This is a genomic window from Flavobacterium sp. AC267, from assembly GCF_979258715.1.
Window position 1 is genome coordinate 4,719,111 of sequence record NZ_OZ409875.1, and the last position, 20,636, is coordinate 4,739,746.

General features: G+C 31.6%; 22 protein-coding genes, 1 tRNA gene and 4 pseudogenes. 13 read left to right on the forward strand and 14 right to left on the reverse strand.

The annotated features are described in order from the left end of the window. The first annotated feature begins 240 nt into the window (after window positions 1-240). The 8 genes and pseudogenes from ACZZ95_RS25005 to ACZZ95_RS25040 all read left to right on the forward strand — a co-directional run bounded on the left by ACZZ95_RS25005 (window position 241) and on the right by ACZZ95_RS25040 (window position 5,785). Window positions 241-879: a DUF4159 domain-containing protein gene (locus ACZZ95_RS25005; RefSeq protein ID WP_463471154.1), complete on the forward strand. Its 639-nt coding sequence runs from the start codon at window positions 241-243 to the stop codon at window positions 877-879. 194 nt (window positions 880-1,073) lie between these two features. Further along, the gene (locus tag ACZZ95_RS25010; RefSeq protein ID WP_463471155.1) at window positions 1,074-1,301 is read left to right on the forward strand and encodes a TrmH family RNA methyltransferase; all 228 of its coding nucleotides are present in this window, start codon (window positions 1,074-1,076) and stop codon (window positions 1,299-1,301) included. Then, window positions 1,279-1,572 carry a TrmH family RNA methyltransferase gene (locus ACZZ95_RS25015; RefSeq protein ID WP_463471156.1) on the forward strand — a complete coding sequence of 98 codons (294 nt, stop codon included), beginning with the start codon at window positions 1,279-1,281 and terminating at the stop codon, window positions 1,570-1,572. The genes ACZZ95_RS25010 and ACZZ95_RS25015 overlap by 23 nt, the downstream gene beginning before the upstream one ends. 295 nt (window positions 1,573-1,867) lie before the next feature. Further along, window positions 1,868-2,827 (forward strand): annotated as a pseudogene (locus tag ACZZ95_RS25020) (zinc metalloprotease). 108 nt (window positions 2,828-2,935) lie between these two features. Then, window positions 2,936-4,028 (forward strand): annotated as a pseudogene (locus ACZZ95_RS25025) (AI-2E family transporter). 2 nt (window positions 4,029-4,030) lie between these two features. After that, a pseudogene (locus tag ACZZ95_RS25030) lies at window positions 4,031-5,204 on the forward strand (class I SAM-dependent methyltransferase); the annotation flags it as partial. Between the two features lie 13 nt (window positions 5,205-5,217). Then, window positions 5,218-5,448, forward strand: coding sequence for a hypothetical protein (locus tag ACZZ95_RS25035; RefSeq protein WP_463471157.1), 231 nt, complete (start codon window positions 5,218-5,220; stop codon window positions 5,446-5,448). Between the two features lie 79 nt (window positions 5,449-5,527). Next, entirely contained in the window at window positions 5,528-5,785 is a 258-nt protein-coding gene (locus tag ACZZ95_RS25040; RefSeq protein WP_463471158.1) for a hypothetical protein, read from the forward strand. Here the strand turns inward: ACZZ95_RS25040 and ACZZ95_RS25045 are convergent, their stop codons facing one another. Then, window positions 5,786-6,433 carry a M15 family metallopeptidase gene (locus ACZZ95_RS25045; RefSeq protein WP_463471159.1) on the reverse strand — a complete coding sequence of 216 codons (648 nt, stop codon included), beginning with the start codon at window positions 6,431-6,433 and terminating at the stop codon, window positions 5,786-5,788. Window positions 6,434-6,618: 185 nt separating this feature from the next. Here ACZZ95_RS25045 and ACZZ95_RS25050 point away from each other — a divergent pair, with 185 nt between their 5' ends. Continuing rightward, on the forward strand, window positions 6,619-6,996 hold the full coding sequence (locus ACZZ95_RS25050) for a hypothetical protein (RefSeq protein WP_463471160.1): 378 nt from the start codon (window positions 6,619-6,621) through the stop codon (window positions 6,994-6,996). A gap of 512 nt (window positions 6,997-7,508) precedes the next feature. Here the strand turns inward: ACZZ95_RS25050 and ACZZ95_RS25055 are convergent. Beyond that, on the reverse strand, window positions 7,509-7,832 hold the full coding sequence (locus ACZZ95_RS25055) for a helix-turn-helix domain-containing protein (RefSeq protein ID WP_463471161.1): 324 nt from the start codon (window positions 7,830-7,832) through the stop codon (window positions 7,509-7,511). 122 nt (window positions 7,833-7,954) lie between these two features. On the opposite strand from ACZZ95_RS25055, the gene ACZZ95_RS25060 reads away from it, so the two are divergent. Further along, window positions 7,955-8,224, forward strand: a complete 270-nt coding sequence (locus tag ACZZ95_RS25060; protein WP_095954329.1) for a hypothetical protein — start codon at window positions 7,955-7,957, stop codon at window positions 8,222-8,224. 40 nt (window positions 8,225-8,264) lie between these two features. Beyond that, complete coding sequence (locus ACZZ95_RS25065; protein ID WP_463471162.1) at window positions 8,265-8,471, forward strand: hypothetical protein; 207 nt, start codon at window positions 8,265-8,267, stop codon at window positions 8,469-8,471. 23 nt (window positions 8,472-8,494) lie between these two features. On the opposite strand, the gene ACZZ95_RS25070 is transcribed toward ACZZ95_RS25065, so the two are convergent. Continuing rightward, the gene (locus ACZZ95_RS25070; RefSeq protein WP_463471163.1) at window positions 8,495-9,340 is read right to left on the reverse strand and encodes a phospholipase A; all 846 of its coding nucleotides are present in this window, start codon (window positions 9,338-9,340) and stop codon (window positions 8,495-8,497) included. 286 nt (window positions 9,341-9,626) lie between these two features. Here ACZZ95_RS25070 and ACZZ95_RS25075 point away from each other — a divergent pair, with 286 nt between their 5' ends. Together ACZZ95_RS25075 and ACZZ95_RS25080 are read left to right on the forward strand one after the other, a co-directional pair. Next, window positions 9,627-10,208 carry a hypothetical protein gene (locus tag ACZZ95_RS25075; protein ID WP_463471164.1) on the forward strand — a complete coding sequence of 194 codons (582 nt, stop codon included), beginning with the start codon at window positions 9,627-9,629 and terminating at the stop codon, window positions 10,206-10,208. Then, window positions 10,199-12,320: pseudogene (locus tag ACZZ95_RS25080) on the forward strand (cation:proton antiporter domain-containing protein). Before ACZZ95_RS25075 ends, ACZZ95_RS25080 begins: the two are co-directional and overlap by 10 nt. A 57-nt stretch (window positions 12,321-12,377) precedes the next feature. Here ACZZ95_RS25080 and ACZZ95_RS25085 read toward each other — a convergent pair. The 11 genes from ACZZ95_RS25085 to ACZZ95_RS25135 form a co-directional block, all read right to left on the reverse strand. Then, a tRNA-Lys gene (locus tag ACZZ95_RS25085) sits at window positions 12,378-12,452 on the reverse strand. A 20-nt stretch (window positions 12,453-12,472) separates the two neighbouring features. Next, window positions 12,473-12,925: a hypothetical protein gene (locus ACZZ95_RS25090; protein WP_095954324.1), complete on the reverse strand. Its 453-nt coding sequence runs from the start codon at window positions 12,923-12,925 to the stop codon at window positions 12,473-12,475. Window positions 12,926-13,467: 542 nt separating this feature from the next. Continuing rightward, the gene (locus ACZZ95_RS25095; RefSeq protein ID WP_095954323.1) at window positions 13,468-13,671 is read right to left on the reverse strand and encodes a hypothetical protein; all 204 of its coding nucleotides are present in this window, start codon (window positions 13,669-13,671) and stop codon (window positions 13,468-13,470) included. Window positions 13,672-13,727: 56 nt separating this feature from the next. Next, the gene (locus ACZZ95_RS25100; RefSeq protein WP_141248473.1) at window positions 13,728-15,128 is read right to left on the reverse strand and encodes an exopolysaccharide biosynthesis polyprenyl glycosylphosphotransferase; all 1,401 of its coding nucleotides are present in this window, start codon (window positions 15,126-15,128) and stop codon (window positions 13,728-13,730) included. Continuing rightward, window positions 15,112-15,531, reverse strand: a complete 420-nt coding sequence (locus ACZZ95_RS25105) for a VanZ family protein (protein WP_463471165.1) — start codon at window positions 15,529-15,531, stop codon at window positions 15,112-15,114. The genes ACZZ95_RS25100 and ACZZ95_RS25105 overlap by 17 nt, the downstream gene beginning before the upstream one ends. A gap of 38 nt (window positions 15,532-15,569) precedes the next feature. Continuing rightward, window positions 15,570-16,586 (reverse strand): polysaccharide biosynthesis tyrosine autokinase, encoded by a 1,017-nt coding sequence (locus ACZZ95_RS25110; protein WP_463471166.1) that lies wholly within the window; start codon window positions 16,584-16,586, stop codon window positions 15,570-15,572. After that, the gene (locus ACZZ95_RS25115; RefSeq protein WP_463471167.1) at window positions 16,522-17,808 is read right to left on the reverse strand and encodes a GumC domain-containing protein; all 1,287 of its coding nucleotides are present in this window, start codon (window positions 17,806-17,808) and stop codon (window positions 16,522-16,524) included. The genes ACZZ95_RS25110 and ACZZ95_RS25115 overlap by 65 nt, the downstream gene beginning before the upstream one ends. A gap of 205 nt (window positions 17,809-18,013) precedes the next feature. Continuing rightward, complete coding sequence (locus tag ACZZ95_RS25120) at window positions 18,014-18,538, reverse strand: polysaccharide biosynthesis/export family protein (protein WP_463471168.1); 525 nt, start codon at window positions 18,536-18,538, stop codon at window positions 18,014-18,016. Between the two features lie 40 nt (window positions 18,539-18,578). Next, window positions 18,579-18,782 (reverse strand): hypothetical protein, encoded by a 204-nt coding sequence (locus tag ACZZ95_RS25125; RefSeq protein WP_463471169.1) that lies wholly within the window; start codon window positions 18,780-18,782, stop codon window positions 18,579-18,581. Window positions 18,783-18,884: 102 nt separating this feature from the next. Further along, a complete protein-coding gene (locus ACZZ95_RS25130; RefSeq protein WP_463471170.1) occupies window positions 18,885-19,646 on the reverse strand; it encodes a glycosyltransferase family 2 protein in 762 nt (253 codons plus the stop codon). Window positions 19,647-20,087: 441 nt separating this feature from the next. Further along, a complete protein-coding gene (locus tag ACZZ95_RS25135; protein WP_463471171.1) occupies window positions 20,088-20,633 on the reverse strand; it encodes a WcaF family extracellular polysaccharide biosynthesis acetyltransferase in 546 nt (181 codons plus the stop codon). Window positions 20,634-20,636: the final 3 nt, after the last annotated feature.

Genomic DNA, 20,636 nt, shown 5'->3' on the forward strand with positions numbered 1-20,636 from the left:
CGAACTTTGATAAAGTTAGTCGCGGAGTTTCTTGCGAAGATTTCTCCTCTGTCGAAATGACAAAAACTGGCTCGACAAAGATTAAACCCAATCTTGTCATCCTTGAGGAACTAAGGATCACAATCGATTAGATAAAGATCGTCGGCAAATTTTGTGGAGTTTCTAGTGTGATCCTTCGTTCCTCAGGATGACAAACGGAGACTTAAATCAAAAAGTAAAACGACTAGATAATTATAGTTTATGAAAAAAATATTTTACTTATTATTACTTTTTTCAGTTTCTTCGTTCTCACAAGAAATTGCTTTGCTTAAATACAGCGGAGGCGGTGATTGGTACGCCAATCCAACTTCTCTGCCCAATCTAATCAGTTTTTGCAATGCCAATATTTCTACCCGTATAAAAAGTAAACCTTCTACGGTTGAACCAAGCAATCCAGATTTGTTGTCGTATCCTTTTGTACACATGACAGGTCACGGAAATGTAGTTTTCAGCGACTCAGATGTAAGTAATCTTCGGAATTATTTAACTGCCGGCGGTTTTTTGCATATTGATGATAATTACGGAATGGATCAGTTTATTCGAAAAGAGATCAAAAAAATATTCCCTAATAATAGTTTAGTCGAAATTCCCGCAAATCATCCTATTTTTCAAAAACCTTTTCCTTTTCCAAATGGATTACCAAAAGTTCATGAACACGACGGAACTCGTCCGCAGGCATTTGGTATTTTTGTAGACAATAAATTGGTATTGCTTTACACTTACGAATGTGATTTGGGCGATGGCTGGGAAGATGCCGAAGTCCATAATGATCCTGCAAATGTTAGAGACAAAGCACTAAAAATGGGTGCCAACATTATCAATTATATTTTTACTAATTAGTACTAGTATCTAGTGATTAGTAATTAGTGATTAGTAACTAGTAATTAGTAACTAGTGATTAGTAATTAGTAATTACTAATTAGCAATTCATAAAATAAAAAAAAACTTCATACACAATCCGACTCATCATTATTCACTAATCACTAGTTACTAATTACTATTCACCATTTACTATTCACTTTTCACCTAAAAAAATGCGACTTACTCACGAAGAAAATCAATTTGAAAGAAAAACTTATCCCATAACTTTAGTTTGTGATCACATTTACTTTCAACAGAATATTGGTTCATTATTCAGAATTTCTGAGGCTTTTGGGGTAGAAAATATTATCTTTTTCGGAAAAGATATTCCGCTGACACCTCGTAAAATTAATAAAACTTCTAGAAGTACACATCTTCATGTGCAAGCATTCTGTAATTGAAGATTTTACAGAACTTCAATCTTTTCTAATGGACAATGATTTTGAAATTATTGCTTTAGAAATCGCTTCAAACAGTAAACCGCTAAAAGAAGTCATTATTCCAGAAAACAAAAAAATTGCACTACTGCTTGGAAGTGAAATCAATGGAATCTCTGATGAACTCTTAAAACTTTCACACCAAATTGTGCATATTAATATGTTTGGCAAAAACAGCAGTATGAATGTTGTGCAGGCGATGAGCATTGCGCTTTACGAACTTACTTGCAGATAAAAAATTTACTTCTTAAGATTATTTCTAACCATTTTCCTGATTTTAAATAATATGATTTCTCGAAATAATCGTTTAACGTACAAATATTTACGACGAAATACATTTAAAAAAATAAAAATAAAGTAAAATCTTATTAATATTTTAAACTTCTTTTTTGTAAGAACCAGTGTTTGTAAGGTACTGTAAAAATTCTCACAAAATATTCTTTATAAAATTTTTCTGTAATTCAATTTTGTTATAAAATTGCGCCAATGTTTAACTAATCAACATTTTTATAACAAAAACCCAAATTATTATGAAAAAAGTTATTATTACCGCATTTGCAACATTACTATTGTTTGCATGTCAAAATGAACAATCTGATGCCACTAATTCAGATGCACTTGCCGTTCTCGTCGTGGATGCGCAACACAAGAAGTTTTAGAAGCTCAATTAAAAGCAGATCCGATGATGGCAATCAGGATGAACGAAATTGAAGCTTTTACTTCAAAACATGCTCTTACTAATTTTACAGGCCGTTTGGTAAATGGAAAAATTGAGATTCCAGTTGTAGTTAATGTTCTTTACAGAACGACTGCACAAAATATCTCGGCGACGACAAATTCAATCACAAATCGATGTATTGAATAAAGATTTTAATGCTTTAAATTCAGATTACAATAATGTACCAGCATTGTTTTCAGGAGTTAAGGCGAATATAGGAATTACATTTGTTTTGGATCAAGTTATTAGAAAATCTACTACCAAAACTTCTTGGGGAACAAATGATGCCATGAAAAAAACAGCTCAAGGTGGAATCGCTCCTACTTCTCCAACAACTAAATTAAACATTTGGACGTGTAACATTGGAGGCGGTATTTTAGGTTATGCGCAATTCCCTGGAGGTTCTTCTGCTACAGACGGCGTGGTTATTGACCCTCGTTACTTTGGATTATCTGGTTCTGCAAATGCTCCATTTAATTTAGGAAGAACAGCTACTCACGAAGTAGGACACTGGATGAACTTACGTCATATCTGGGGAGATGCAAATTGCGGAAGCGATCTTGTTGCCGACACTCCTACTCATAACGAAGAAAACTATGGAGTTCCTGCATATCCACATTACAGTACTTGTTCTGGTACACCTGTAGAGATGACTATGAACTATATGGATTATGTTGATGATGCGGCAATGTACATGTTCTCGACAGGACAAAAAAACAGAATTTCTGCAATTTTTACATCTGGAGGCGCAAGAGCTTCATTTGCACAATAATTGTCGCTAAAAATAACCGACAAAGCGAGATGGATTTCATCTCGCTTTTTTTGTTTAAACCCATATTTTAAAAAGCTTTTCGCTATATTTATAGTCTAAAATCAAAACATGATAACGTCAAAAACTATTTCGAACGGAATTTTAAGAGCTTTAGCAACAATCTTAATAATTGGCATCGTATTATACTTCTTATATTCAATTCAAACCGTAATTGTATACTTATGTATTTCATTACTATTATGCCTGCTCGCAAATCCGATGATCTTATTTTTTAAACAAAAACTTAAATTTGGTAATTCGATGGTCGCGCCACAACGATTATTCTTTTTGTTCTGCTTCTCGTTGGTTTTATCTTTTTGTTTGTGCCGTTAATTATTTCCCAAGCCAATAACTTATCATTGTTAGACACCAATCAGCCGCAATCCCAATTCATGGAAACAGAACAGAGTATTGAAGCTTATTTTAATATTCAACATGTTGATTTAAATAAAGTTCTAAAAGATTCTAAGATCACTTCAATGTTAGATTTCACCTATTTTACAGGCTTTCTAAATTCAATCATAAATTTTATGGCTGATATGGGAATGGGATTAGTTTCTGTTTTCTTTATTACTTTTTTCTTTATAAAAGATCAGGATAATTTTAAAACTACAGTAAGAGAAATACTTCCAGACTCTAATGAGGATAAAATCATCAATTCGGTTATTAAAATAAATCATTTTTTAACTCGCTATTTTATTGGTTTATTGCTCGCAATTAACTGTTGTCTTTATACTATACCTAATTGTACTGGTAATATTTGGAAACAAAAATGCATTTGTAATAGCATTCTTGTGTGCTATTTTAAATATCATTCCGTATTTAGGACCAATTATAGGAACTATTTTAGCAACGACTTTTAACAATGATCAGCTTAATCGGACAAGATTTCAGATCTGAAATTCTGCCGACAACTATTTACGTGGTAATCGGATTTTTAGTCGTTCAGGCGATTGATAACAATATCAGCCAGCCAATAATTTCATCAAAAAGTGTAAATTCGCACCCGCTGGAAATATTTCTAATTATTTTAATTAGTGGAATTACTTTTGGAATCGTCGGAATGATTATTGCAGTTCCTCTTTTTACAATGGTAAAAGTAATTTTAAAAGAATTCTTTCCTGACAATAAAATTATATCCGTTTTAACCCAAAGAATTTAGCTTTGAACACTTCTATTTTGCGTCCAGATATTCAGGAATTTATAATTCAAAATACTGGTGCAGACATAACGAAATTAGCGTTGCAAAAAAATCCATTTCCCGATGTGGAATGGATTTTAATTTTAAACCAAATTGAGGCGAGAACAAAAGCAAAAGAGAAACTTCCAACTTGGTTTTCGGCTTCTAATATTATTTATCCAAGCAAGATTTCAGTTGAGCAGACTTCATCTGAAAAAACGGTCAGCGTATAAAGCTGATTTGATTTCCGGCCAAACTTTAATTGATCTTACGGGCGGATTTGGTGTGGATGATTATTATTTTTCGAAGAAATTTAATAGTATAACACACTGCGAAATCAATGAAGATTTGGTCGCCGTTGTAAAGCATAATTTTAATCAATTAAAAGTTGAAAATTGTAGTTTTCATGTTGGAGATTCTATTCATTTATTAGAAGAATCCAATCAAAAATACGATTGGATTTATATTGATCCGTCAAGAAGAAACGATGCAAAAGGCAAAGTTTTTATGCTGAAAGACTGTCTGCCAAATGTTCCTGAACTTCTTGATTTTTATTTTGAAAAAGCAGATTCTATTTTAATTAAAACAGCGCCATTATTAGATATTTCGGCTGGATTATCTGAATTAAAAAATGTAAAAAACATTCATATAATCGCTCTTGAAAATGAAGTTAAAGAGCCGCTTTTTGAAATTCACAAAAATTATTCGGGAGATATCACCATAAAAACAGCCAATCTTCTAAAAGAAAAAACAGAAACTTTTGAATTTGTTTTAGGCGAAGAAATGTCATTTCCTTTATTTGATTTACCCAAAAAATATCTTTACGAACCGAATGCCGCTATAATGAAATCGGGCGGATTTGACGAAGTGAGTATTTCCTTTGAAATTGATAAATTACACAAGCATTCGCATTTATATACTTCAGAAAATTTAATTGATTTTCCAGGGCGCAGATTTGAGATCCAAAAAGTTATTTCATACAATAAAAATGAAATGAAACCCGAACTTGCTAATCAGCAGGCTAATATAACGACTCGTAATTTTCCTGAAACAGTTGAAAACATTCGTAAAAAATGGAAAATAAAAAATGGAGGGAATTTGTATTGTTTTTTTACAACAGATGTAAAAGATAACAAAATAGTTTTAATTTGCAAGCAAAATAATCTAAACAATGAAACAACTATTTACTCTAACTCTTTTTTTATTAACTATTACCGCATTTGCCCAAAAACCATGTGAATACAGCGTAAATGTAAATGACTCAATTGGAAGTTATAAAGTTACCAACGAATATTTAATGAGTGAAAAATATTTTGGAGGCGACTTTAATTATATTTTCTTCTCTCTGGCACAAACAGATGGTTTACCAACACTGAACCTGCAGTCGATACAAAAAAAGTAAAGACTTTATTAAGGCTAACTGTTTTGACAAAAATTCAAAAATATTTTTACAATTAGAAAACGGAAAGATTGTAACCTTAATGCACATTAATCAGGAAAACTGCGGTACATTAATTCGCGATGACAAAGGTTTTGATAACCGTGTAAATACAGGGATCTTTATGTTTATGAAAGATAATTTTGAAGAACTAAAAAAATCACCGATTTCGATCATGCGAATTAAATACCTGACTAATACCGAAGATTATATCGTAAAAGCAGATCTAACTTCTGAATTAAATGGTAAATTGACACATCCTAATACTTATTTTATCGAAAATATTCGATGTGTTGAATAGTTAATCACATTTCCATTTCTGATTGGCAACTTTATCTTTTAGACCTGTTTTTAAATTATAATGCCACCATTCTGAATCAAATGAATTAAAGCCGTTTTTAATCATCACTTTTTTCAAATAAGCTCTTTTTGAGAGAATTTCTTTTGAAAGCTGTTTGAAATTATGACTGGCCTGAATTCCGAAAAAATCGAAAGAAGTCCCCATATCAACTTCTTTTCCTGTTACATCAACTAAAGAAATATCTACGGCTCCTCCTCTGTTATGGATGGAGCCTTTTTTTGGATCTGCCACATATTCTGGATTCGACACAATCTCCCACATTTTTTTCTGAATGTCTAAAGGACGGTAACAATCATATAATTTGATTCTGTACCCTTTTTTTAGAAAATCATTATTGGTCGCAATCAGTGCTTTAACGGTTTTTAAACGAAGCATACATTCGGCACAATCGTATACTTTAGCTTTCAAAAAATTGTCTTCCGTTGCATATTTCATATCATATATAAAATCATTGCTGTAATCTCTTAGTTTTACAAATGCAGTGTCTGCAATCTGTGTTTCTGCAGGGGTTATATATGCTTCATTTTGCGCTTGTACTAATGCTGTACAAAAAAGAAAACCGAATAAAATTTTTGAAAAACAATTCATTGTTAGCTAATTTTTTAAAAAATGAAGTTAAACAAAAAAAACTTAATAATGCTTCTTCTCTTAAAATGATAGAGTTATACAAACGCCTCTAATTCTTTTCAAAACAAACATTATTTTAATATCTTTATGTAAATTAGACAATTACGACATCATAAATTCAATTATTAATTCTAAAATCAATTACTATGAATTGCCGTACCAAATCTATTTCTCTAGTAATATTGAGTATTTTCGTTTTGATTTCCTGCAAAAAAGAGATAGTTAAAAGTGTTCCTACAACAGATTCAACCTCTATAATTACACACGCCTTAAAATCAGATTCAGCCATAATTAATCCGACAGATACTCTAAATGATTTGGTTGACAAAAGTGTTATTGGCACTCAGTTTTTAACAAAAAGCAGTCTTGCGCCAAGATTAAAAAAATTATTAGGCCCAGATTACGATCAGATGATTGAATACTGGAATACAGAAACTCCTTTTGAAAAACAGGAAAATATACTTCATGCCTGGGGCTGTAAACAACACGACTGCAAGCACATATTCGTACGATCTTTTTATTGATGTAAAAAACAATAAGATTAATGTTTACAAATTTGAAAAATCTAAATTAACTGTTTTTAAAGAAGATGATTTTGAAATCGAAATTAAGGATGCGTTTCTAAAAGATCTGGATGTTAAAAGGCAAAACGTTGGTGGCTGATGGTTGATGGTTGATGGTTTGTAGTTCGTGGTTTATGGTTATTTTTAATTTTTAATTTTTAATTTTTAATTTTTAATTTTTAATTTCAACCTAAATCTCTCCCGTCCTTAAAATATTTTCTATTACACCTTTATTCTTCAGCATTCTGAAATGCGAACGTACGGCGTGATAAAAAGGATATGAAGTATAGGGAAGATTATATTCTTCTGCGTAACCGGTCGTGTTAATTTTTCCATGTGTTCGCTTGCTAGAAATTGTCTATCAAATTTAGAATCAATCTCATTAAAATAAAAAGCCGCTCTTTTGGAACGGCTTAATTTTATTAATCTTTGTGGTTGTTAGATATTTTTTGGAAAAATTTTTAAATTATTCCTCAAACTTTTTCTCTGCCAAGCGCGACTTCGATATCATGAATACGATCTTCTATATCTTCTAAATCGTTTAGAATATCATGTTTTTCATAAATGGCTCCCGCCTCATTAACCATATTCTGCTCATTTTCTTGAGCGAAAAGGTCATTTAAATCTACGTCAGGAAAATTTTTACTCAAACTAATAATAAATTCAGAACCAATATTAGCTGTACCGTGTAAATATCTCCCAATCATTGCTGGACTAAATCCTAAAATCTGTCCTACCTCTTTTTGCTTTAATCCTTTATCCTTAAAGAATTTGCTTAATTTTTCGTGATACATCATTATTTAAAGTCAAAACAAAATGTAGTCAAAATATATTTTTTAACATTAAAAAGAATGAAAAATATAATATTATTCCTACATTTACTTTTTTATAGAAATTACAAGTTATAAATAGCAAATATATGTCAAAATTAATCAAAAATAGCACTTTTAAAGAAGATAATTCTCACAACATAAAAGCTTATGAATTTATAGACAAGTATTTACCGGCTACGTATGTCGATCTAACGATTGACTGTATGATAAAAAAGGGTCAAACGCCGCCAAGTAAAGCTTTAATTCGAAATGTAAGGAACAAAACGATAGTACGAAATGATATTTTATTAGCGTTAGTAGAAGTGTCGACTGAAAATAAAGAAATGGTTGAAAGAATTAAACTTTTGACTTCTTAAAATAAGGATTTTAAAATCCTTACATAAAAATTTAACGACTATGACAGACCAAAATAAAAATACGGCAGAGAAAATTCAAACCAATTTCAGCCAAGATCAATTTGAAATCAAATCTTCGAATCGAGAAACTTTTAAAAACCTTCCCAACTTATACGGAATGACTCTCGAACAATATATAGAAGGAGCCGAAATTCATTCCAGATGTTTTGATCAGCTAAAAACAATAAGTGCCGCATCAAATAATTAAACCAAAATCAAATGGGCGACTGGTTAAAAAACCTTTTTTCTGTCGCTTTTAAAAATTCCCATGCCGTCTGGTTTGATTGTAAATCCCAGACGAATCATACTTTTATGCTCCTGATAATCGATTAAACTTTCTGTATAACCCACAAACCATTGCAGTGTGATGTAATAATTCTCCTCTTTATAAGGTTTCCAGTTTACTTGTGTCTGCAAAGATCCATAATTGATAAGGCCGCTTCCTTTCCTGAAAAGAACGTCTGCGCTCCATCTTCCCGGCTGGATCTGATAAGTTGCACTTGCTTCGCCATATCCGACATATTTGGTAAGTCCTGGATTGTCTTCTTTATCCACTAAAGGAATCCATCCTCTTATCCCTACTCTCCATCTTGGTGAAACTTGCGATTTTAAGGAGAAAGCAAGCATATTCCAAGTTCTTGAATAAATGGAATCTCTTCCGTTTGATTCGTGTTCAAATGAAATTGTTCCATAGGTTAATCTTCCTCCTTTCAAATAAAACGGACGGACGATGGCAACACCAGGATTAAAATTAATTTCGGAAAATGGTTTTGAACTGGCGTAAATATCCCAAAAGGCTTTTTGAGTATACATTAGATAAGGGAAAAATCCGCCCCACAAAGGTTTTGAATTTAGACGAAGTTTAAAACTTACTTGGTATTTTACATCGGCAGAATTTCGGGTAATGGGATCACTCAACGGTACACCGGTTAAAAAATAATTATCTCTGTGAACAGAGAAGCTATGTTCTTTTAAAAGCGAATCTGTCGCGCGGAAATTCTTTTTCTCTTCTACAATTTGTGCATTCGCTGTAATTGAAAATAAAACAAAACAAGTAAGTAGGTATTTAAAATGCATTTTTATAATTTAAGTTAAAGCTCAATCGAAAGCTTCAATACTAATGTACGCTATTTTCAATCACCTTGGAAATCGATTATTAGCTCAAAAAAATATTTTTTTAACTGTGTTGTATAATAATTCTTCGGAGCTAAAAAATCAAACTTAAAACAGACTTAATAGACCAAAAACTGGGCTTTTAGCAATTAATTTAGTACCTTGGAATATCTTTTTTACACTTTCAGCGGTGTAATTCTTTTTACTTGTCCAAAAAATGTAAATCCACAAAACTGTTTTTATGAAAAAAATGCCTCTATTATTATTTCTTGCATGCTTACTTATTTCATGTGAAAACAAAAAAGAACTTGAACTCCAAAAGAGAGAAAAGGCTTTAAATTTAAGAGAAGAAAAAATAGCCGGAAAAGAGTCAGATTATCAATTACTGCTTTCTTTTCGCGACAGCATTTATGCTTTAAAGGATACCGTTACCAATAATCCATCATTAGTAGTAAAAGAATGGCCTGATGCTATTAAAGGTATTTGGAACAGTAAAATGCTTTGCCGTGAATCCAATTGCGACCAATACGTAATAGGCGATCAGCGCAATGAATCTTGGCAATTTTTATCTGATTCTACAGGGATTTACACGAATGTCTTAAACAATAAAAAACTGACCCGCGTTTTTACAGCAAAATATATTGAAGATAAAATTATGCTCGAATTTAAAGGTGACAGTATTTCTAAAAATAATGTAAAGATGAATGTGGTTCTTGATGATATCAAAGCTAATGTCATTAAAGGAACTCAGACTATAACGGGACAGGATAATTGTTCGGCCAGATTTTCTGTAGAACTTACTCTTCCTCAAAAAAATAAAATATGTTATTAAGTATACAACACCTCAGCCTGCCTTTAGAAGATCCGCTGTTAAAATTTCTTATCGAACTTATTATAATCTTATGCATTCCGCTATTATTAAATAAGATAAAAGTACCTCATCTTTTGGGGCTTATTATAGCTGGAGCTGTAATTGGTCCAAACGGATTTAATGTGCTTGCCCGAGACAGCAGTGTTGTAGTAACTGGTACTACAGGATTACTTTACATTATGTTTCTGGCCGGTCTTGAGATTGACATGGGCGATTTTAAAAAAGAACAAATGGAAGAGTATTACTTTTTCAATCTACACTTTTATAGTGCCGTTTGTACTTGGACTTATCGGCGGTTATTATATTTTACATTTTTCGATTTTAACTTCGGTATTGTTTGCCAGTTTATTTTCTTCGCATACACTTATCGTATATCCTATGATAAGTAAATTAGGAATTGCCAAAAAACTGGCCGTTAATATTACTGTCGGCGGAACGATGATTACAGATGTACTCTCACTTGTTGTACTGGCGGTTGTTGTAGGAATGTCACAGGGAGAAGTTGGAACTTCGTTTTGGATCAAATTATCGCTTTCTATGCTGGTATTTGCCTTGATCGTTTTATTGGTGTTTCCTATTATAGCACGATGGTTTTTTAAGAATGTCGAAGATAAAATTTCGCAATACATTTTTGTTATTGTCATGATCTATCTTGCCGCTTTACTGGCAGAATTAGCGGGAATTGAAGCTATTATTGGAGCCTTTTTTGCCGGTCTTGCTTTAAACAGACTTATTCCGCATACTTCATCATTGATGAACCGTGTTGAATTTGTTGGAAATGCTATTTTTATTCCCTTCTTTCTTATCAGTGTCGGGATGCTTATAGATTTTAATGCTTTTATTCAGAGCTGGGAAACTTTGGGCGTGGCTTCTATTATGCTTATAGCTTCTATTGGAGGGAAATATGCGCAGCCTATTTTGACTAAAAAAACATTTCGTCTTACTAATGATGAAGGAACACTTATTTTTGGAATGAGCGCAGCCTTCTGTACCGCAACACTGGCTTCGGTAATGGTGGGTTATAATATTATTTTATCTGAAACAGATGCAGGAGAACCTATTCGTCTTTTAAATGAACATGTCCTTAACGGAAGTATTTTGCTGATATTGGTTTCATGTACTATTTCATCATTCGTTTCTATGGCGAGTGCACAAAGAATAGCAGATTCTGATAAAGAAGAAACTGTTGCGGGTACAAGTCACGAGAAAGAGAATATTCTTATGGCATTAAACCATGAAGATACTGTTGAAAAAATAGTTAATCTTGGTCTTCTCATAAAAACAAAAACGAATAAAGACGGCGTTTTTGCATTGAATATTATTAATGAAGAGAAAAGTGAATCTTCGTCAAAAAATGCAGAAAAACTACTTGGATCGGCTGTAAATATGGCGGCAGGAGCAGATGTCAAAGTGAATCCAATTACCCGACATGATAATGATGTCGTGTCTGGGATAAACAATGTTGTTAAGGAACAGAATATTACAGATCTAATTATTGGTTTAGAAGAAGACAAAGGTTTTTCATCCTCCTTTATTTATAATCTTTATAATGGATACTTGCGCAACAAGGAAATAAATGTGATTATATATCATGCTGTTCAGCCTATCGCTACCATAAAAAAATATACCGTTCTTATTCCGTTTAATGCAGAACGGGAACCTGGTTTTTTTCATTCTTTATTAAGAGTATGGAATATCGGAAAAAACTCTGGAGCAAAAATGAGCTTTTATGCCAACAATAAAACAATTGAGGTTTTAAAAAGCATTATTAAAAAAGCAAATATTGAAGCTGTTTTTAATAGTGTAACTTCATGGAATGAAGCGCAGGAAGTCGCCCATAATTTAGAAACAGATGAAGGTTTGATACTTTTAATGGCAGACAGAAACATGCATTCTTATTTTTCGCAGATGCAGAACATACCTGAACTTTTAAATAAGAACATGAAAGATCACAATTATATTCTGATTTACCCTTTTACAAAAATTGATAAAACTGTTATGGAAAAAAGAGCGGTAAGTAATCTAGATGATTTTGCAGATATTGGAAACATTATCGGAAAACTTTTTAAATAAGATATACTTTTTTGAAGAACCTAAAATAAAAAAGCCGCTCAATAGGGCGGCTTTTTGCGAACGCAGAAGGATTCGAACCTCCGACCGTCCCGATTAAAAACCGGGGACTCTATCCAGCTGAGTTATGCATTCGTTTTCTTATATCGGTTTCATTACATCATAAAATATAAAGCTCTTTGAAGAACTTCCAGCTGTTTTTTTTGCATTCTTGATTTTACGAATTTCTTCTGGGGCAGTTTCGGGATTAAATTAGATGATTTTTCGAAACACACCTTTAAATCTTCAAAAATTTCGTTTTTGCTTTTTGAAGCATCTATCAAAATTAAATCCTTTATTTCTTCTATTCTTGTTAAGCTGTTATAGAGATGTTTACTAAATAAACAAACCATAAAATTTGTATTGATACCTTCTAATTGAAAAAAATCTATTAACTCTGAATACTCATATACTACAAATACAGAATGATCAAAACTAGTTGATTTATTCTCATTTTTAAGTAAAAAGGAATCTTCAGAAAAATCAAAGTCAGCTTTGAACTTTCGTTTAAACATTTTTAGAAAAATACCTTTATTATCACGAACCAATACTTTTTCTTTTTTAATCATCTCTTAAGAGTTTGCATTTATCTTTTTAATGGATTACACTTTGATAACATCGAAACATTCTTAGTAATAAAAGAAAACTCAGATAGCTTTATCTGGTTCTTTTATTAGAAATAATACAATCTCTTCTTTGTATTGGCATCTTTCTATTAGTCGATTTAATCAATTAAATGACTAATAAAAAAGCAATTCAGGTAAGAAGAATTTGTAATAAAACGGCTCAAATTGTTAAGCCAAATAAGATTGGGGCTGTAAAAAAGTGTAGGAATAAAATTGGATATATCTATTTATTAAAAAATAAAATAAAGAGATAAGATCCTTAGATAAAGGGATTATTTAAACAAAAAAGAAATTTTATAATTAATCATCAAACTGGAATGATGATTTTTAATTTTGAAAATTTTACGGAATTTTCAAAACAGGCATGTAATCAAGGTAAATGGAATAAGCTCGATGTATATCGAGCTTATTCCATTGAAATATCTGACTTATTAATTTTTACAAATTAAAAAGCTTTCTAGGAAATTCAACTTAAAAAATCAGTCTTAAACTCCAACATTAACGTTGGTAGTTCCTGAAGGACTATAACTTTTCAGTTTTTTAATTTTATCGTTCAATTTTAGAACACGATCTAATTGTTTTTGCTGAATAGTATATTTTGTATAATATTTATACCATTCTTTTCCAATGAAAAAGGTTGTCACAGAAACTCCTGTGAGTAAACCTATAAGGTAATTAGTAATATCCATGATTATCTGTTTATTAGTTTATTTTTAAATTTATTTTTGGTTTATTTTTCTATTATTTAAAAAGCATTTTTATCTCCTTTTAAGGTAACTATCACTGTTAAGAAACAAATTTTAACATCTTTTATTAAGCTCCAGCGCTGTACATATTCGATGTCTGTAGTAACACGGCGTTTCATGTCTGATACTTTTTTTGTTTCCCCTCGAAGACCCGAAACTTGAGCCAGACCTGTAATTCCGGGTTTAACGAAATGACGTACCATAAAATTATTAATATGGTCATTGTAGTCTGACGTATGTTTAATCATGTGCGGACGTGGTCCTACGACACTCATATTCCCTATCAAAACATTAAAAAATTGAGGCATTTCATCTAAACTGGTTCGGCGTATAAATTTTCCTATTGGTGTAATTCGGCTGTCTCCTTTTTGAGCCTGTTGGGTTTCGTCTCCAACATTTGTATACATGCTTCGAAATTTATAACACCAAAAGTGCTGATTCTTTTTGCCTGTTCGCATTTGTTTGAATAATACCGGTCCTTTACTTTGTTTTTTAATTATTAAAGCCAATAAAGGATACAGCCATGATAAGATGAAAACTATCACAAAAATGCTGAAAGCAAGGTCAAATACTCTTTTTGCCAATCTATTATAAGCATTTTGTAAGGGCTCAAAACGGGGCTTAATTACATGAAAATTATTTAAATGAGTTGAGTTAAAATGCTTTTTTGAAATGGATGAGAAATCTGGAACAAATTTCAAACGCATACAATGCTTATCACCAAGCTCAAAGAAATAATTCAAATCTGAAATAAAATCAGGTTTTGTAACAATGTATAATTCATTTATATTGTTTTCTGAGGCATTCTCGATTGCATCGAAAAGTGCAAAAGTAAATTCCTCATTAGTTGTATATTCTATCGATGAATTTTCATTAAGGATTCCAACAAAATTGATAAAGAAGGAATTGTTTTCTAAATGAGAAGCCAATTCTATACTTGTTTTGTTAAAGCCCCAAATTGCAACAGTATATTGTTTAAAAACCCAGCCTTTTATTTTTCCTATGACTACAGTAAACAAGATTCTGGATAACAAAAAATACGACAGTAAAAAACTCAGCTGAATTAAATTGGCTTTACTGCCAAAAAAATACAAAACATCATCCTGAAAAATGAAAATGTAACTATGCCATAGAACTCTTTGTGTAAAGAAAGCACGCCAGCTGTTGCGGAAAAATTCATCTAAACTAAAAAGAACGTCTACTCGATACAGTTGAAAATAAGTAACTGAAAACAGCCAGCTTAAAATGGTGATCGGAATCATCTTATTGAGAAATAAACCATTCCAGCCCATATTCTCTTCTGTTGCAAAATTCAAAAATAGTACAGTACCAAAGACCATCGCGATCATGTCTACTATAGCACAACACATTATGAAAGTAAATTTATGTCTGTTTCGCATTTTTTAATTTTTTCAATAGATTGTAACTTACTGCTCCTATTATACTTCCTGCAATTCCAAAAAACACATCTGCTAAATCCGGATTTCTACTTTGAATTACAAATTGACCTCCTTCAGCCACACAAACGATTATTACTGCAAAGACTATATTTTGTATAAAATTTAATTTTTTATTCTCATTATTTAATTCATTTAAACCATTTTGTTCCGTATAAACCTCTAATAAAAAACCTAGAGCTAAGAAAGGAACAGCCGTTCGCAAATTGTAATTTTGATTACTCCAGTTTAAAAGCCAAGCCGGCAGATAACTCTCTCCCGTAAAACTAGGATCTGATAACCACGAAAAATAAAAAACAGCGCCAATGACTATGAACAATAATAACAGAACTATTTTTTGAAACATTTTATATTATTTAATTTAGTAAATATGCTTTGTTGTGCTTAGGCTTCTTTTACCGCAAGACCTCTTTTATACCAAGGTCTTTTTACTTTTGCTTCTTGGTATTGATAACCATAACTTACACCGTAGCCATATCCGTATGCTGTTTTCAAATTGACTCCGTTTATAACAATTCCAACATTTTTTAACTGGTCTTTTTTAATAAAATTACCTGCCTGTACTAGATTGCTTTTATCTGTAAAATCATATTTTACTACGAATACTGTTACATCTGCCAGATAGCTAAAATTCAGTGTATCAGAGACTATTTGTACAGGGGCTGTGTCAAGTATTATAAAATCATAAATTTCTTTTGCCTCTTCTATCAATGATTCGAAATTAGAATTGGTTATCAATTGAGACGGATTAGGAGGCGTGTCTCCCGCAAATAGAACATCGAGATTTTTAGAAAAAACATTTTCTTTTTGCAAGAATACTTTCCAATCATCACCTTTACCTGCTAAAAAATTAGAAAGGCCTGGTATGTTTCTTTTTACATTAAAATAATCGTGTAATTGAGGATTTCTTAGATCAACACCAATTAACAATACTTTTTTATTAAGGTTACTAACCGTTATAGCATTATGAAAAGCACAAAATGATTTTCCTTCACCTTGAATAGAAGACGTAAATAGTATTACATTACCCTTACTCTCTTTATTTCGAGGGAGTAAATAGGATATATTCGAGACTAAGGCACGAGATGCTTCTGCTATAAGAGAGCGTGATGTAGCTGTGTTATCTAACTTTTCATTGATATTTATTTTAGGAATGTGTCCCAAAATAGGTATATCTGTAATTACCTTTTGAATATCTTCCTCATTATGTATTTTGGTATCTAGATATAATCGAAGATATGTGATCCCGAAAGGAAGCAAGAAACCAAACATAAAAGCACCAAGCATGAACGCTCTAGGCTGAGGAAAAATCGCAGAATAATTGGTTTCGGGCGCATTAAGGGTTTTTAAATTTGATTCTAAAATTGCACCATTTAAAACAGCTTCTTCTTTCTTTTGCAAGCAACGCTACATAGGTTTCTTCTTTTGTGTTTAAGTTACTATTGATGTTACCCAGTACTTTATCTTTTGTTGGAATACTTTTTACGTTGGCATCAGCAATACTTTGCTCAGATCTGTTTGCTCTGCTGGTTTGATTTAAAAAATTCAAATATCCTTCGAGACTGTTAAGTATTTCCTGTTTTTGCACTTTTAACTGTGTCATTAAAGAAATATAGGCTGGATTGTTACTTTGTGCTCTTTGCAATATCAATTGGCTGTCCATAAGCTTTGTATTGTAATTTACCAGCATTTGGTTTACTGTGGAAGATTCTAAGTTGTAATCTGTACCTACAGTTTGAGCTGGCCCAGATTGTCTAATATCATTAATAGCAAACCTTGTAAGCGATATTTGTTTTTCATTTACTAAAGAGCTTTCTTTCTTTATACTTCTATCGGCTGTTTTTTCGACAATGTAATTGTCCATTACTGCGATGTCATTGTTTTGCAGGTATTTTTCTTTTACACTTTCAATAGAATCTTTCTCTTTTGTAAAACTTTTTATCCTTTGGTTTAGGTAAGAAACAGTATTGCTGTAAACCTTTTGTTTGTTGACAACAATGTTTTTATCAAGAAGTACAATAATTTCGTTTAAAATTTTTCTTGAACGATCTGGACTTGATCCAATATGACTCAATTCGATTACACCTTTTGCCTTTTCATCAGATAAAACTACAAGTGATGCTTTCAATTTTTGTAAAGCTTCTGAATTTGGTTCGACACTTACTTTGTATTCATTTTCAAAATAATAAGTCGGATTTTTTTTTGCTTTTGCAGATAATTGAATTTTAAATGGCAGGCCATAAGCAACTTCTTTTCCGTCATAGCCTTTTACATTATAAATTTTTTCTGTATCTGGGTTGGTTATAATAAATCCTGCTTTGTCTATTTTAATTTCATAAGAAATCTGCGGTAAAGAATCTTTGGAAACTGTTGGTGTTAAGACAAAAGGTACTTCGTTTATATAATTATTCTGTACCGTATATAATTTCTCATAATAGGTAAAATTCAAATTCAAATTCTTCACCACATCCATCAAAAATTCATTGGATGTCATTAGTCGAATTTCATCTTCCAATTTATCTTCATTACTTTTTTTATCTGTACTAATCGTAATTATTTTATTTTGGTCTTCTTGTTTTTTATCAAGAAAGATTGTTGCCGAAGTTTCGTATGTTGAAGGCACTACTTTGATGAAAACGAAAGTGCACCAACAAATACAATCAAGCTGAGTAAAAACCAAGGCCAATACTGAAAATACTTTAAAAATTCTTTCTTTAAATCCATAACTATTTAATTAATTAAATACCGTTTCATTATTAACAATACATGTATTTAGGTCAAACATTGAAAACTTTATTTTACTCTAATTTTACACGTTGTTAGTTCCCCTAATTTGTAATCACTATAATCAGCGCCGCGAGAGAAGCTACTATTCCCAGCAATTGTAATGGATCTTTTATTACTCCTCCACTATTTACTTTTAGTTTATTTGGTGTTACAACAATAACATCATTTTGCCTGATTCGAAAATTTGGATTTGACATCCAAGAAGCAGTAGTCAAATCAACATGATAAACCAAACGTTTCCCGTCTACTTCTCTAATTAGTCTTATATCTTTTCGAATGGCCGAGTAAGTCAAATCTCTTGCAAGTCCTATTGCATCTAGTAAACTTATCGACTCTTCGCTAAAAGCTATTACCCCAGGGGCATTTACTTCTCCCAAAATGGTAAACTTATTATTAAGGACGCGAACCTGTACTGTCGGGTTTACTAGATAATTTTCATTGATCAGCCGTTCTTTTATTTTGATTTCTGCATTAGCAGGTGTTAATCCTCCTACTTTTACTTCATTTAAAACAGGCATCATAATAGTTCCTTGAGGGTTAACAAGATAACCTGATAACCTCATCATTTCTACTGAGTTTTGTGCATTAGTAGATGAGCTTGTAATATTAAATGGTGCGTACCACCAATGGATTAAGATCTCCTACATCAACTTTTAAGATGTCGTTAGGCTGTATTTTTGGAGAAGTATAGTTGATTGTCGAGTTTGCATAACCATCCAAATCTTGTAAATACAACATTTGTTTTTTGGTAGTGCAAGACTCAAGCATCAATAAAGGCAATAAAATTATCAAAAGGAAAATTTTCTTCATGTTAATGTGGTATATATTAGTATTCTTTACTTACTTTTTTATTCCGCGAATCCAAATTTCACCGACGCTTTTATACTTCTAAACAACAATAATTAAAACGAATTAGTCATTATTTATTAATGAACTATATATTGTTTTAAAGCAATTGTTTTCTTTAAAAAGACAGTTCCAATTGCGTACTAAACCGTGAAATTTGTAAATTCTATAGTCTTCTTTTAAAACCTCAAAAGCACGCTTAAAACTGGTACTCATTCCTCCCATTCTCATTTTAACAATATAGGAATTGATGTAACTCATTCTGATTTGGTATTTATATAAATAACGAATCAGAAACTCAGTATCAGAAGCAATTTTAAAATCAAGATTATAAAGACCATTTCTATCAATTATACTTTTCTTCAAGTACACTGTAGGATGTAATGGCGACCAGCCTTCTTTAATTTTTTTGAGGCTAAAAACGCCGCCTATTCTATCTCGAATCAAGCGTTCGTCTTTATCATTTGAAACATAAACTCCATCACCGTAAACTCCGTCAATATTGGGGTCAAAATTAAAACGGGTCACGATTTTTGAGATGGCGTTTTTATCATAAAACTCATCATCAGAATGCATTAGACCAATCACATCTCCAGTTGCCAATTTGAATCCCTTATTTATGGCATCGTACATCCCTTTATCGGGTTCAGAAATATATTGGCTTAATTTATCTTTATAAGACTCAATAATTTCTTTGGTTCCGTCTGTAGAATTTCCATCAATAATAATATACTCGATATCATTATAATTTTGTTCTAGTACACTTTTGATTGCTTGTTCAATAGTATTCTTACGATTGTAACAAACTGTGATTATAGTAACTCTCATAATAATTATTTTTTAAATGATAAGTATTTTTCATAGTCTACTGTTTTTCACAATTTCAAGTTAAAATTAAACCAAAGGTGTTTTACTAAAAAATGTTCTCGATGAAGCACCACAATACTCGTTAAAAGCACAAAAACGAAGGCTTGAAAATGTAGTGTGCAAAAATCTGTTTCCTTAATAAGGAAATTGAGAGAAAAAAACAGTCTAAATAAATGTTGTGTTTTGTAAAAAGAAGTCTGCTAGTGATTTAACAAAAGCTTGTCAAAATAATTAATTGTCGAAACCAGACCTTCTTGTAATTGTATTTTTGGTTCCCAATTATTAAATTAGTAATGAACCGGAGAACTAAAAAGCGAGATTTTATATTTCGTAAACCTCAACCTATTATTATATTTATGATATCTAAATAAGCTAAAAACACTTTTCGAGTATCTTGCTTTGTTAATATTCTCTTTGTCTTATTAGAACAGCTGGATTACCTTGATAGATCCCTAGGTTTTTTAAATTTTTTGTAGCAACCGACCCGACGGTTAAAATTGATTCACTTTCGCAGATTACTCCTGGACAAACCACAGATTTTGCTCCAATCCAAACCCCATTTTCAATATGAATGGGTTCGTTTCTATAATCAAAAGAAGTAGATTTGTAATCATGATTTCCTGTGAGAAGTAAAGCTCCCTGCGATATACAAACATCATTGCCAATGATTACTTTATCTAAATTATCGATCCAAACCCCTTCGCCAATCCAGACATCATTACCCAAAACTAATTTCCACGGAAATTTGATATTAACATTGGTCTTAATTACTGTTCCCTGCCCTATTTTGGCACCAAAAGACCGTAACAGAAAAATCTTGAAACCCATAAAAACAAACCACGAATTTTTCAAAAAAAAAGCATTAAAAAAAATCCAGATAAATTGAAGTAGTTTTCCTTTTCCTTTATCATAATTATGGGTCTTAAATGTTTTAAGTGATACTGCCATCGT